Below are 12,749 nucleotides of genomic sequence, written 5' to 3'. Positions count from 1 at the left end.
ATGATCGCCCAGCTGCTGCCCCGTGCGCCCGCCGCCGACTACCCTGAATTCCTCGAAGCCCTGAAAAACAGCGGCTTCCGTGGCCAGATCAGCGCCGACTACGGCACCCGTACCGTGCTGGCCACCGACAACTCGATCTACCAGCGCCTGCCCCAGGCGGCGGTGTTCCCGCTGGACGCGGACGATGTGACGCGGGTCGCCACGCTGATGGCCGAACCGCGCTTTCATGGCATCAAGCTCACCCCGCGCGGTGGCGGTACCGGCACCAACGGCCAGTCGCTGACCGACGGTATCGTCGTCGACTTGTCGCGGCACATGAACAAGATCCTCGAAATCAACGTCGAGGAGCGCTGGGTGCGGGTGCAGGCCGGCACGGTCAAGGACCAGCTCAACGCGGCGCTCAAGCCCCACGGGCTGTTCTTCGCCCCCGAGCTGTCCACCTCCAACCGCGCCACCGTGGGCGGCATGATCAACACCGACGCCAGCGGCCAGGGTAGCTGCACCTACGGCAAGACCCGCGACCACGTGCTCGAACTGCACAGCGTGCTGCTCGGTGGCGAACGCCTGCACAGCCTGCCGATCGACGACGCCGCGCTGGAGCAAGCCTGCGCGGCGCCCGGCCGGGTGGGCGAGGTGTACCGCATGGCCCGCGAGATCCAGGAAACCCAGGGCGAGCTGATCGAAAGCACCTTCCCCAAGCTCAACCGCTGCCTGACCGGCTACGATCTGGCGCACCTGCGCGACGAGCAGGGCCGCTTCAACCTCAATAGCGTGCTGTGCGGCGCCGAGGGCTCGCTGGGCTATGTGGTCGAAGCCAAGCTCAATGTGCTGCCGATCCCCAAGTACGCCGTGCTGGTCAACGTGCGCTACACCAGCTTCATGGACGCCCTGCGCGACGCCAATGCGCTGATGGCGCACAAGCCGCTGTCGATCGAGACCGTCGACTCCAAGGTGCTGATGCTGGCGATGAAGGACATCGTCTGGCACAGCGTCGCCGAATACTTCCCGGCCGACCCCGAGCGCCCGACCCTGGGCATCAACCTGGTGGAGTTCTGCGGTGACGAGCCGGACGAGGTCAATGCCCGGGTCCAGGCCTTCGTCGCGCACCTGCAGGCCGACAAGGGTGTCGAGCGCCTGGGCCACACCCTGGCCGAAGGCGCCGAGGCGGTGACCCGCGTCTATGTCATGCGCAAGCGCTCGGTGGGGCTCTTGGGCAACGTCGAAGGCGAAGTGCGCCCGCAGCCGTTCGTCGAGGACACGGCCGTGCCCCCGGAGCAGTTGGCCGATTACATTGCCGACTTCCGCGCGCTGCTGGATGGCTATGGCCTGGCCTACGGCATGTTCGGCCATGTCGATGCCGGCGTGCTGCACGTACGCCCGGCGCTGGACATGAAAGACCCGGCCCAGGCCGCGCTGGTCAAGCCGATCTCCGATGCCGTGGCGGCACTGACCAAAAGCTATGGCGGCCTGCTGTGGGGCGAGCACGGCAAGGGCCTGCGCTCGGAGTACGTGCCGGAGTATTTCGGCGAGCTGTACCCGGCCTTGCAGCGCCTGAAGGGCGCGTTCGACCCGCACAACCAGCTCAACCCGGGCAAGATCTGCACCCCGCCGGACAGCGCCGAAGGCCTGACCCCGGTGGATGGCGTGACCCTGCGCGGCGACCTTGACCGGACCATCGACGAGCGCGTCTGGCAGAGCTTCGGCAGCGCCGTGCACTGCAACGGCAACGGCGCCTGCTACAACTACGACCCCAACGACGCCATGTGCCCGTCGTGGAAGGCCACTCGCGAACGCCAGCACTCGCCCAAGGGCCGCGCTTCGCTGATCCGCGAGTGGCTGCGCCTGCAGGGCGAGGCCAACATCGACGTGCTGGCCGCCGCCCAGCGCAAGGCCTCCTGGCTCAAGGGGCTGCCAGCGCGGCTGCGTAACCGCCGTGCGCAACAGCAGGGGCAGCAGGATTTCTCCCACGAGGTGTACGACGCCATGGCCGGCTGCCTGGCGTGCAAGTCCTGTGCGGGGCAGTGCCCGATCAAGGTCAACGTGCCGGACTTCCGCTCGCGCTTCCTCGAGCTGTACCACGGCCGCTATCAGCGCCCGCTGCGCGATTACCTGATCGGCTCACTGGAGTTCAGCATTCCTTATCTGGCCCACGCTCCTGGCCTGTACAACGCGGTGATGGGCTCGAAGTGGGTGAGCAAGCTGCTGGCGGACCAGGTCGGCATGGTCGACAGCCCGCTGATCAGCCGCTTCAACTTCCAGTCCACCCTGACCCGCTGCCGCGTGCAGGTGGCCAGTGTGCCGGCCCTGCGCGAGCTGACCCCGGCCCAGCGCGAGCGCAGCATCGTGCTGGTGCAGGATGCCTTTACCCGTTACTTCGAGACGCCGCTGCTGGCCTCGTTCATCGAGTTGGCCCATCGCCTGGGGCACAAGGTGTTCCTGGCACCGTACAGTGCCAACGGCAAGCCCCTGCACGTGCAGGGCTTCCTCGGCGCCTTCGCCAAGGCGGCCATCCGCAACGGCACTCAGCTCAAGGCCCTGGCCGACTGCGGTGTGCCGCTGGTGGGGCTGGACCCGGCGATGACCCTGGTGTATCGCCAGGAGTACCAGAAGGTCGACGGCCTGGAGGGCTGCCCGCAAGTGCTGCTGCCCCAGGAATGGCTGATGGACGTGCTGCCCGAGCAGGCGCCGGCCAAGGCTGGCAGCTTCCGCCTGATGGCCCACTGCACCGAGAAGACCAATGTGCCGGCCAGCACCAAGCAGTGGGAGCAGGTGTTCGCGCGGATGGGCCTGAAGCTGGTCACCGAGGCCACGGGGTGCTGTGGCATGTCGGGGACCTATGGGCATGAGGCGCGCAACCAGCAAACCTCGAAGACCATCTTCGAGCAGTCCTGGGCGACCAAGCTGGACAAGGACGGCGAGGCGCTGGCGACCGGTTATTCGTGCCGCAGCCAGGTCAAGCGCATGACCGAGAAGCAGTTGCGCCATCCGCTGGAGGTGGTACTGCAGTTCGCGCAGCGCTGAGCGGCGGTAATCCTGCACCGGCCTCTTCGCGGGTAAACCCGCTCCCACAGGGACTGCGCCTTTCTTGAGAAAAGTGAATTCCTGTGGGAGCGGGTTTACCCGCGAAGAGGCCGGTGCAGATTTGTACCCTTCAGTTGCTCTGGCGCATCCGCCGCGCCTGGCGGTACAGATACAGGCTCAACACCAGCCCGCACGCCGCCGCCCCTGCCGCAAACAGGAACATCGATGCAAAGCCGAACCCCGCCGCCACCGCGCCCACCAATGGCCCGGTAATCCCCAGCGACAGGTCGATGAACAGCGAGTAAGCCCCCACCGCTGCGCCGCGGTTGGCCGCCGATACCTGGTTCACCGCCTCGACGCCCAGCGCCGGGAACACCAGCGAGAAGCCGAAACCACTGAGCGCCGCGCCGGCCAGGGCCATCTCGGCGCTCGGTGCCAGCCACAGCATCAGCAACCCCAGGGTCTCCACCGACAAGCAAACGATTGCCACGCGAAAACCACCCAGCCGGTTGATCATGTTGCCAAACAGCAGCCGCGCACTGATGAAGCTGGCGCCGAACAGGCTCAGGGTCAGCGCCGCGTTGGGCCAGTCACGGCTGGCGTAGTACAGGGTGATGAAGGTGGCGATGGTGCCAAAGCCGATCGAGCCCAGGGCCAGCCCCGAGCCATGGGGGAACACCTTGCCCAGTACTTGCAGGAAGGGCAGGCGCACCCCGCTGACCACCGGCGCTGCGCGCTTGGGCCAGGCCAGCAGCAGGCCGAGCACACCCAGCAGGATGATGCTCGCGCCCATGCTCCACAGCCCAAGGTGCTTGACCATCAGAACCCCCAGAGGAGCGCCGATGGCCAGTGCGCCATAACTGGCGATGCCGTTCCAGGAGATCACCTTGGCGGTGTTCTGCGAGCCGACCCGGCCGATGCCCCAGCCAATCGAACCCGAGCCCACCAGGCTTTCCGCGCTGCCCAGCACCAGGCGGCCGATCAGCAGGCAGGACAGGCTCAGCCAGGGCCAGGGCGTGAGGAAGTGGCAGGCGAGCATGAATACGCCGCTCAGGCCGCAGCCGGCCAGGCCCCACATCACGGCTTTCTTGCTGCCGAGGTTGTCGATGATGCGGCTGGCGGTGGGGCGGCTGAGCAGGGTGGCCAGGTACTGCACACTGATCACCAGGCCGGCGATGACGGCGCTGAAACCCAGTTGGTTGTGCACATAGCCCGGCAACACGGCAAGGGGGATGCCGATGTTCAGGTAGCCGATGAAGGTGAAGAGGACGATCGAGACGACTTGCAGTGTGACCGCAAGGGGGCGCGGTGAATCGGGCATGGGGCCTTCGATGTATAGAGGTTCTGGACGGTGTGAAAACGCGATGGCGGGGAGTTTCCCACAGGCCAGCCGTTTTCACACTGTCGGGGTCTGCGCGGTTATTCCTGGTCAGCGCTGGATTGATCGTCACCGTGCGGTTCGACGGCAGGCGTCGGTTCGGCGTGGGCGGCAACGGATTGCTCTTCGGGGTTCAGGCTTGGGAAGGGAAGATTCGGGATTTCATGCATCTCGTCGTTCCTCGCAAGTGTGAGTGAAAAGACTGCGCGTGGCGCGTGTGTGGCTTCGAAAAGCAGGGGCAGGATACAGCAGTGCGGATGACAGTTTGAGATTTTTCCGAGGCATCTGTCGGTTTTTGCGGGCGGATATCGGCCAGGATGGTGAAGCGCCGCCTAGTAAAGGCGGCGCTTCGGTGTAGCGGAGGATCAGGCGATCAATTTTCTGCGCAGGGCAAGAATGGTCTGTGATTCGAGGTTCAGGCCTATGGCCAAGTAGCGTTGCAGGTCGCCGTAGCGGGAATTGACTTCGTCAAGGCCTGTTTGCAGATAGCTGGCATCCACTGTCATGCCGGGTGCGTACAAGGCGGCCATGGCAGGGGGGAGTGTGGCCAGCTTGCGTGCCACTCGCTCGGCGGTATAGGCGTTGGTGGCCAAGTAGTCGCTCATGATCGTGGCATCGTCGGCGCCTGCAATGCTTTGCAGAAGGGCTGCAACCCACCCGGTCCTGTCCTTGCCGGAAGCGCAGTGAAAGATTGCCGGGCCTTCGCATTGGGCGAGTTCGGTGAGCAGTGTGCCGAGCTTCTCACGAACCTGCGGATTGGCAACGAATGCTTTGTTGGCGCCTTGCATCAGCGCTACCACATCGGCAGGGCTTTCGATTTTTACCTTTTCGGCTTCTGGGCCGGTCATGTGGCTCTTCAGCACGTCGATCTGCCTGTAGGCTGCGCCGTCCGGCAGCAGGTCGGGCTCGTTGGCGATCTCATTGGTGGTGCGCAGATCGAAAACATGGGAGATACCCAGGCTGCTCATGACCTGCCAGTCCTCGTCATTGGAGGTGAGAACATTGGCGCGATAGAACATGCCGGGCCTCATTGGCCCGTTGCTGGTCTGGTAGGCGTGGTGGGTGCCGGCGACGTCGCGAAAGTTGTCTACGCTGGCAAGCCTCGGGGTACTCAGGTAACCGGCTTCGATGCCTTGGAGTGTTTGGGGCAGGGTGCTGTGCAAAAACATGTGTAGCCTCGTGTTCATTGGTTTGAAGAGGCTAGGTTGCCGGGCGCGGAGTGATCGGGAGAGAGGTAATAACGGCGCGCTTTGGTAGGAAAAGTCGACGCAGACGGAAGGAGGCGTCTTGAATGAGGGAGGTATTTCCCTGCTAAAAACAGGGGCACCACATCAGCGGTGCCCTCGTTTTCAGCTGCTGCTGCAGGCGTCGGCGATGGCTGCTGCCAGCTGCTCCAGGCGCTGGGCATCTGCGCCGGCGATATTTGCCCGGCCGGTGCCGACCATGTACACGCTGTGCTTTTCCCGCAGCAGGCGTACCTGCTCCGGATTCAGTCCGGTGTACGAGAACATCCCGCGTTGCGCGGCAATGTGCGCGAAGCGCTCGGCCAGGCCGTGCGGTTCCAGGGCCTTGACCAGCCCTTGGCGCAGCTCGGCGATGCGCTGGCGCATTGCGTCGACTTCTTCGATCCACAGCGCCTTGAGCGCCGGGTCGCCGAGAATCTCGGCCACCACCGCCGCGCCATGATCCGGCGGCGTCGACCACAGGTTGCGGGCGATGAACGCAAGTTGGCTGCGCACGTCCAACAGTTTCTCGGCGTCGTGGCTGCACACCAGCAGGGCGCCGGTACGGTCGCGATACAGGCCGAAGGTCTTCGAGCAGGAGCTGGTGATCAGCAGCTCCGGCAGCTCGGCGGCGAACAGTCGTACCGCCCAGGCATCTTCCTCCAGCCCGTCGCCGAAGCCCTGGTAGGCAAAGTCGATCAGCGGCAGCAGGTTGCGCCGCTTGACGATGTCGAGCACCGCTCGCCAGTCGTCCTGGCTCAGGTCAAAGCCGGTGGGGTTGTGGCAGCAGGCGTGCAACAGCACCACGTCGCCTTCGGGGGCCTGCTCCAGCGTGGCGAGCATGCCGGCGACGTCCAGGCGATTGTCCGTGCCCACGTAGGGGTAGTGGGACACCTTGAGCCCGGCGCCGCCGAAGATGGTCTCGTGGATCGGCCAGGTCGGGTCGCTCAGCCAGATGCCGCGGCCCGGCAGGCAGTGGGCGATGAATTCCGCCGCCAGGCGCAGGGCGCCGGTGCCGCCCGGGGTTTGGGTGGCGCCGGCGCGCTGGCTGGCCAGTAGAGGCGAAGCGCTGCCCAGCACCAGTTCGCTGATCAAGCGGCCGAAGGCTGCGTCGCCGTGGCCGCCGATGTAGCTTTTGCTGGCTTGCTGGGCTATCAGGCGCTGTTCGGCTTGCTTGACCGCCGAAGGGATCGGCGTCAGGCCCTGGGCGTCCTTGAATACGCCTACGCCCAGGTCGAACTTGGCCGGATTGGTATCGCGCGCGTAGGCCTCCATCAGCCCGAGGATCGGGTCACCAGGGACCCGTCCGATCGCCGCGAAATGCATCACTTACGCCCTTCGGCGGTCTCGGCGACCTTGTCGGTGCGGGCGCACATGATGAAGTCGTTGCGGTGCAGGCCTTTGATCGAGTGGCTCCACCAGGTCACGGTGACCTTGCCCCACTCGGTCAGCAGGCCTGGGTGGTGGCCTTCGGCTTCGGCGATTTCACCCACGGCGTTGGTGAAGGCCAGGGCGTGCTTGAAGTTCTTGAACAGGAATACGCGCTCGAGCTCCATGTGGCCGTCGCGCACTTCGATGTTCCAGTCCGGGATCTCGCGGATCAGTACCGCCAGTTCTTCATCGGAGACTTTAGGTGCATCGGCGCGGCAGGCTTCGCAGTGGGCTTGGTTCAAGGCATTCATGGTGAGTATTTTCCGTTTTGAGTTGTTATCGACGAAGGTGGCTCAGGCGGCGACCTTGGGTGGAAACTTCGGTGCGTGCAGGCCCAGCTGCATGGCCTGGTGGACCATGGTCATGATGTCTTCGTGGGCCAAGTCGAACAGGCGCTTCATGTTCGGCAGGACGAAGTACAGGGGCTGCAGGATATCGATGCGGTACGGCGTGCGCATGGCTTCGATCGGGTCGAAGGCCTGGTGCTCGGGTTCGCCGGACAGGCTGTAGACGGTCTCTTTCGGCGAGGAGAGGATGCCGCCGCCGTAGATCTTGCGACCTTGCGGAGTTTCCATCAGGCCGAATTCGATGGTCATCCAGTACAGCCGCGCCAGGTAAACGCGTTGTTCCTTGGTGGCCGCCAGACCCAGCTTGCCGTAGGTGTGGGTGAACTCGGCGAAGAACGGGTTGGTCAGCAGCGGGCAGTGGCCGAAGATCTCGTGGAAGATGTCGGGCTCTTGCAGGTAGTCGAGTTCTTCCGGGGTGCGGATGAAAGTGGCGACCGGGAAACGCTTGCTGGCCAGCAGTTCGAAGAAGGTCTGGAAGGGGATCAGTGCCGGTACGCGGGCAACCTGCCAGCCAGTGGTGGCGCCGAGTACCTTGTTGACTTCGCCCAGTTGCGGGATGCGGTCATGGGGCAGCTTGAGCTGCTCGATGCCGTCCAGGTATTCCTGGCAGGCGCGGCCTTCGATGACTTTCAGCTGGCGAGTAATCAGGGTGTTCCACACCGCGTGCTCTTGCTGCGGGTAGTCGATAAACCCTTGCGCATCGGGCTCGCGGGCCACGTATTGCGTCTGTTTCATGCGGCGCTCCTGGTGAGGGCTTTCTTGTTATGTGCAGGACATGCATTAGGAATATCCCTACATCCTCCACTTTGCACGGGGTCGCGAGCCGCTATCGGGCGTCTGCTGTATCGGATTTTGTAACGATAATTTTACAAAAGCCCTGTCATCCCGGAAAATCACGGACATCGAGCTGGCCTTCAAGTGGATTTTGTCAGCTTATCTTTACGACTTTTCCGCGTGCCGAAGAAAAACTTCGGTCGCTTCGAGAGCTTTCATGCGTATCAAAGTGCACTGCCAGAACCGCATCGGGATCCTGCGCGACATCCTCAACCTGCTGGTGGAGTACGGCATCAACGTGCTGCGCGGCGAGGTGGGGGGCGATCATGGCAACGCCATCTACCTGCACTGCCCGAACCTGATCAATATCCAGTTCCAGGCCTTGCGGCCGAAGTTCGAAGCGATCGCCGGGGTGTTCGGGGTCAAGCGGGTCGGGCTGATGCCCAGCGAGCGCCGGCACATGGAGCTCAATGCCTTGCTCGGGGCGCTGGACTTCCCGGTGCTGTCCATCGACATGGGCGGCAGCATCGTGGCCGCCAACCGCAGCGCGGCGCAGCTGCTCGGGGTGCGGGTCGATGAGGTGCCGGGCCTGCCGCTTTCACGCTATGTCGAGGACTTCGACCTGCCGGAGCTGGTGCGCGCCAACAAGTCGCGCATCAACGGCCTGCGCATCAAGGTCAAGGGTGACGTGTTCCTGGCCGACATCGCGCCGCTGCAGTCGGAGCACGACGAAAGCGAGGCGCTGGCCGGCGCGGTATTGACCCTGCATCGCGCCGACCGCATCGGCGAGCGCATCTACAACGTGCGCAAGCAGGAGCTGCGCGGGTTCGACAGCATCTTCCAGAGCTCGCGAGTGATGGCGGCGGTGGTGCGCGAGGCCCGGCGCATGGCGCCGTTGGATGCGCCGCTGCTGATCGAGGGCGAAACCGGTACCGGCAAGGAGCTGCTGGCCCGCGCCTGCCACCTGGCCAGCCCGCGTGGCCAGGCGCCATTGATGGCGCTCAACTGCGCCGGCCTGCCGGAGTCGATGGCCGAAACCGAACTGTTCGGTTACGGGCCGGGGGCATTCGAGGGCGCGCGTGCCGAAGGCAAGCTCGGGCTTTTGGAGCTGACCGCAGGCGGCACCTTGTTCCTCGACGGGGTAGGGGAGATGAGCCCGCGCCTGCAGGTGAAGCTGCTGCGTTTCCTGCAGGACGGTTGCTTCCGCCGGGTGGGTAGCGATGAGGAGGTTTACCTGGACGTACGCGTGATCTGTGCCACTCAGGTCGACCTGTCCGAGCTGTGTGCCCGTGGGGAGTTCCGCCAGGACCTCTACCACCGGCTCAATGTGCTGTCGCTGCACATCCCGCCGCTGCGCGAGTGCATGGATGGGTTGGAGGGGTTGGTGCAGCACTTTCTCGACCAGGCCAGCCGGCAGATTGGTTGCCCGATGCCGCGGCTGGCGCCTGCAGCGATGGACAAACTCAGTCAGTACCATTGGCCAGGCAACGTTCGGCAACTGGAGAACGTGTTGTTCCAGGCCGTGTCGTTGTGCGAAGGCGGGATAGTGAAGAGCGAACATATCCGTTTGCCGGATTATGGTGCGCGCCAGCCGTTGGGCGAATTTTCGCTGGACGGTGATCTTGCGCAGATTGTCGGGCGTTTTGAAAAGGCGGTACTTGAAAGTTTGATGAGTGAATATTCAAGTAGCCGGGCGTTGGGCAAAAGACTGGGTGTTTCCCATACGACGATTGCCAACAAGTTGCGTGATTATTCACTTAACAAGTCGGCTGACTAATTTCAGAAAGTTGTGGCATTCAGTAATTTCGCGGCTAAAGCCGCTCCCGCAGGGATTAGGAGAACCTGTGGGAGCGGCTTTAGCCGCGAAAGGGCCCCGGTGGGGCCCCAATTCACGGGATCAGCCGTTGGAGCAACCGTTACCCATCACGCGGTATTCGAGAATGTGCTTCTGGCCCTGGGAGTCCTCGTAAGTCATACGGGCCGGCACCACTTCGCAGACATTGGGCACTTCGCTCATGGAAATAACGCGGGCGATGTCCAGGTGCTGCGAATAACTGTACTGTTCAACCGGAATCTGCTCGGCATCTTTTGCCTCGCCGGCCAGTGCCGCGCCGCAAAGACTGCCAAGTACCAATACCAGTAAAGCTTTCATTTTCTATTTACCTGTCTAAGGTCGTGAGGGGGCACGCGGCGCTTGTGGCGCCGCGAGTACAACGGTTGTTCAACTATCAGGATGAGGTGCGGATCAACTTTGCCTTCGTGGGGGCTGTAACCAGAAGTTAATCGCGTTGCCGTTGCTGGCGAGTTGAATTTTAGGAGCGTGGCCGCGGCCGAAACAGAGGGGGTTTTGATAAAGTCTTTTGACAGAATCTGTAACAATCCCTTGGCAGCATGCTCCGGTTTTTCTCGCGGATGGCTGTGTGCCATGAGTTAGAGCGGTCGAGCCTGATGGGGCGGGCATCGGTGGGGCGCGTTACTACCAACGTCGAATGGCTTTTGCCGCTCTGGTACAGTTACAAACGGTTCCATACAAAAACAACTATTACACCGAGGTAACACAGATGAGTGCGGCTCCACTGTATCCCGTTCGTCCCGAGGTTGCGGCCACTACCCTGACCGACGAGGCCACCTACAAGGCCATGTACCAGCAGTCTGTGATCAACCCGGACGGCTTCTGGCGCGAGCAGGCCCAGCGCCTGGACTGGATCAAGCCCTTCACCAAGGTCAAGCAGACCTCGTTCGACGACCACCATGTCGATATCAAGTGGTTCGCCGACGGCACTCTGAACGTTTCCTCCAACTGCCTGGACCGCCACCTCGAAGAGCGCGGCGACCAGTTGGCGATCATCTGGGAGGGCGACGACCCTTCCGAGCACCGCAACATTACCTACCGCGAGCTTCACGAGCAGGTCTGCAAGTTCGCCAACGCCCTGCGTGGCCAGGACGTGCACCGTGGTGACGTGGTCACCATCTATATGCCGATGATTCCCGAGGCGGTGGTGGCCATGCTGGCCTGTGCCCGTATCGGTGCGATCCACTCGGTGGTGTTCGGTGGCTTCTCGCCAGAGGCCCTGGCCGGGCGCATCATCGACTGCAAGTCGAAAGTGGTGATCACCGCCGACGAAGGTGTGCGCGGCGGCCGTCGTACCCCGCTCAAGGGCAACGTCGACCTGGCCCTGACCAACCCTGAAACCAGCAGCGTGCAGAAGATCATCGTGTGCAAGCGCACCGGCGGCGACATCGCCTGGCACCAGCACCGCGACATCTGGTACGAGGACCTGATGAAGGTCGCCTCCAGCCACTGCGCGCCGAAAGAGATGGGTGCCGAAGAGGCGCTGTTCATCCTTTATACCTCCGGCTCCACCGGCAAGCCGAAGGGTGTGCTGCACACTACCGGTGGCTACCTGGTGTATGCCGCGCTCACCCATGAGCGGGTGTTCGACTACCGCCCGGGCGAGGTGTACTGGTGCACCGCCGACGTGGGTTGGGTGACTGGCCACAGCTATATCGTCTATGGCCCGCTGGCCAATGGCGCCACCACGCTATTGTTCGAAGGTGTGCCGAACTACCCGGACATCACCCGCGTGTCGAAGATCGTCGACAAGCACAAGGTCAACATCCTCTACACCGCGCCGACCGCGATCCGCGCCATGATGGCTGAGGGCGAAGCCGCCGTGGCCGGCGCCGATGGTTCCAGCCTGCGTCTGTTGGGTTCGGTGGGCGAGCCGATCAACCCGGAGGCCTGGAACTGGTACTACAAGACCGTCGGCAAGCAGCGCTGCCCGATCGTCGACACCTGGTGGCAGACCGAGACCGGGGGGGTGCTGATCAGCCCGCTGCCGGGCGCTACCGCGCTCAAGCCGGGTTCGGCGACCCGCCCATTCTTCGGTGTGGTGCCGGCCCTGGTGGACAACCTGGGCAACCTGATCGATGGCGCGGCCGAAGGCAACCTGGTGATTCTCGATTCGTGGCCAGGCCAGTCGCGCTCGCTGTATGGCGACCACGACCGCTTTGTCGACACCTACTTCAAGACCTTCCGTGGCATGTACTTCACCGGTGACGGCGCCCGTCGCGACGAGGACGGCTACTACTGGATCACCGGCCGTGTGGATGACGTGCTGAACGTGTCCGGCCACCGCATGGGCACTGCCGAGATCGAAAGCGCCATGGTTGCCCACCCGAAAGTGGCCGAGGCCGCGGTGGTGGGTGTGCCGCACGACATCAAGGGGCAGGGCATCTATGTCTATGTCACCCTCAATGCCGGCGAGGAATCGAGCGAGCAACTGCGCCTGGAGCTGAAGAACTGGGTGCGCAAGGAGATCGGCCCGATCGCTTCGCCGGACGTGATCCAGTGGGCGCCGGGGCTGCCGAAAACCCGCTCGGGCAAGATCATGCGCCGCATCCTGCGCAAGATTGCCACGGCCGAGTACGACGCGCTGGGTGATATCTCCACCCTGGCCGACCCGGGTGTGGTGCAGCACCTGATCGATACCCACAAGGCGATGAGCCTGGCTTCGGCCTGATCTGCCTGATCGAGGGCTTGCCCCGCGACTGCCTCCCATCAAAGCAAACCCC

General features: G+C 63.6%; 10 protein-coding genes. 3 read left to right on the top strand and 7 right to left on the bottom strand.

From position 1 onward, the window contains the following. Positions 1 to 3,021, top strand: coding sequence for a D-2-hydroxyglutarate dehydrogenase YdiJ (gene ydiJ, locus LOY51_RS19815; RefSeq protein WP_258642724.1), 3,021 nt, complete (start codon positions 1 to 3; stop codon positions 3,019 to 3,021). Positions 3,022 to 3,151: 130 nt separating this feature from the next. On the opposite strand, the gene LOY51_RS19810 is transcribed toward ydiJ, so the two are convergent. The 6 genes from LOY51_RS19810 to phhA form a co-directional block, all read right to left on the bottom strand. Further along, positions 3,152 to 4,342: an MFS transporter gene (locus LOY51_RS19810; protein ID WP_258642722.1), complete on the bottom strand. Its 1,191-nt coding sequence runs from the start codon at positions 4,340 to 4,342 to the stop codon at positions 3,152 to 3,154. A gap of 98 nt (positions 4,343 to 4,440) precedes the next feature. Continuing rightward, positions 4,441 to 4,569 carry a hypothetical protein gene (locus tag LOY51_RS19805; RefSeq protein WP_256671375.1) on the bottom strand — a complete coding sequence of 43 codons (129 nt, stop codon included), beginning with the start codon at positions 4,567 to 4,569 and terminating at the stop codon, positions 4,441 to 4,443. Between the two features lie 195 nt (positions 4,570 to 4,764). After that, entirely contained in the window at positions 4,765 to 5,568 is an 804-nt protein-coding gene (locus LOY51_RS19800; protein ID WP_258642720.1) for a tyrosine-protein phosphatase, read from the bottom strand. Between the two features lie 180 nt (positions 5,569 to 5,748). After that, on the bottom strand, positions 5,749 to 6,948 hold the full coding sequence (locus LOY51_RS19795) for an amino acid aminotransferase (RefSeq protein ID WP_374046865.1): 1,200 nt from the start codon (positions 6,946 to 6,948) through the stop codon (positions 5,749 to 5,751). Continuing rightward, on the bottom strand, positions 6,948 to 7,304 hold the full coding sequence (locus LOY51_RS19790) for a 4a-hydroxytetrahydrobiopterin dehydratase (protein ID WP_125465035.1): 357 nt from the start codon (positions 7,302 to 7,304) through the stop codon (positions 6,948 to 6,950). The genes LOY51_RS19795 and LOY51_RS19790 overlap by 1 nt, the downstream gene beginning before the upstream one ends. Positions 7,305 to 7,346: 42 nt before the next feature. Next, a complete protein-coding gene (gene phhA, locus LOY51_RS19785; RefSeq protein ID WP_125859558.1) occupies positions 7,347 to 8,135 on the bottom strand; it encodes a phenylalanine 4-monooxygenase in 789 nt (262 codons plus the stop codon). Positions 8,136 to 8,391: 256 nt separating this feature from the next. On the opposite strand from phhA, the gene LOY51_RS19780 reads away from it, so the two are divergent. Further along, positions 8,392 to 9,951: a sigma-54-dependent transcriptional regulator gene (locus tag LOY51_RS19780; protein ID WP_125859557.1), complete on the top strand. Its 1,560-nt coding sequence runs from the start codon at positions 8,392 to 8,394 to the stop codon at positions 9,949 to 9,951. 120 nt (positions 9,952 to 10,071) lie between these two features. On the opposite strand, the gene LOY51_RS19775 is transcribed toward LOY51_RS19780, so the two are convergent. Beyond that, on the bottom strand, positions 10,072 to 10,326 hold the full coding sequence (locus LOY51_RS19775; RefSeq protein ID WP_125465032.1) for a DUF2790 domain-containing protein: 255 nt from the start codon (positions 10,324 to 10,326) through the stop codon (positions 10,072 to 10,074). A 409-nt stretch (positions 10,327 to 10,735) separates the two neighbouring features. On the opposite strand from LOY51_RS19775, the gene acs reads away from it, so the two are divergent. After that, complete coding sequence (gene acs, locus LOY51_RS19770; protein ID WP_110991923.1) at positions 10,736 to 12,697, top strand: acetate--CoA ligase; 1,962 nt, start codon at positions 10,736 to 10,738, stop codon at positions 12,695 to 12,697. The last annotated feature ends 52 nt before the right edge of the window (positions 12,698 to 12,749 follow it).

Source organism: Pseudomonas sichuanensis, assembly GCF_024749065.1.
Lineage (GTDB): Bacteria > Pseudomonadota > Gammaproteobacteria > Pseudomonadales > Pseudomonadaceae > Aquipseudomonas > Aquipseudomonas sichuanensis.
Note: the sequence above shows the minus strand (reverse complement) of the source record. Positions and strands in the feature narration are given on the sequence as shown.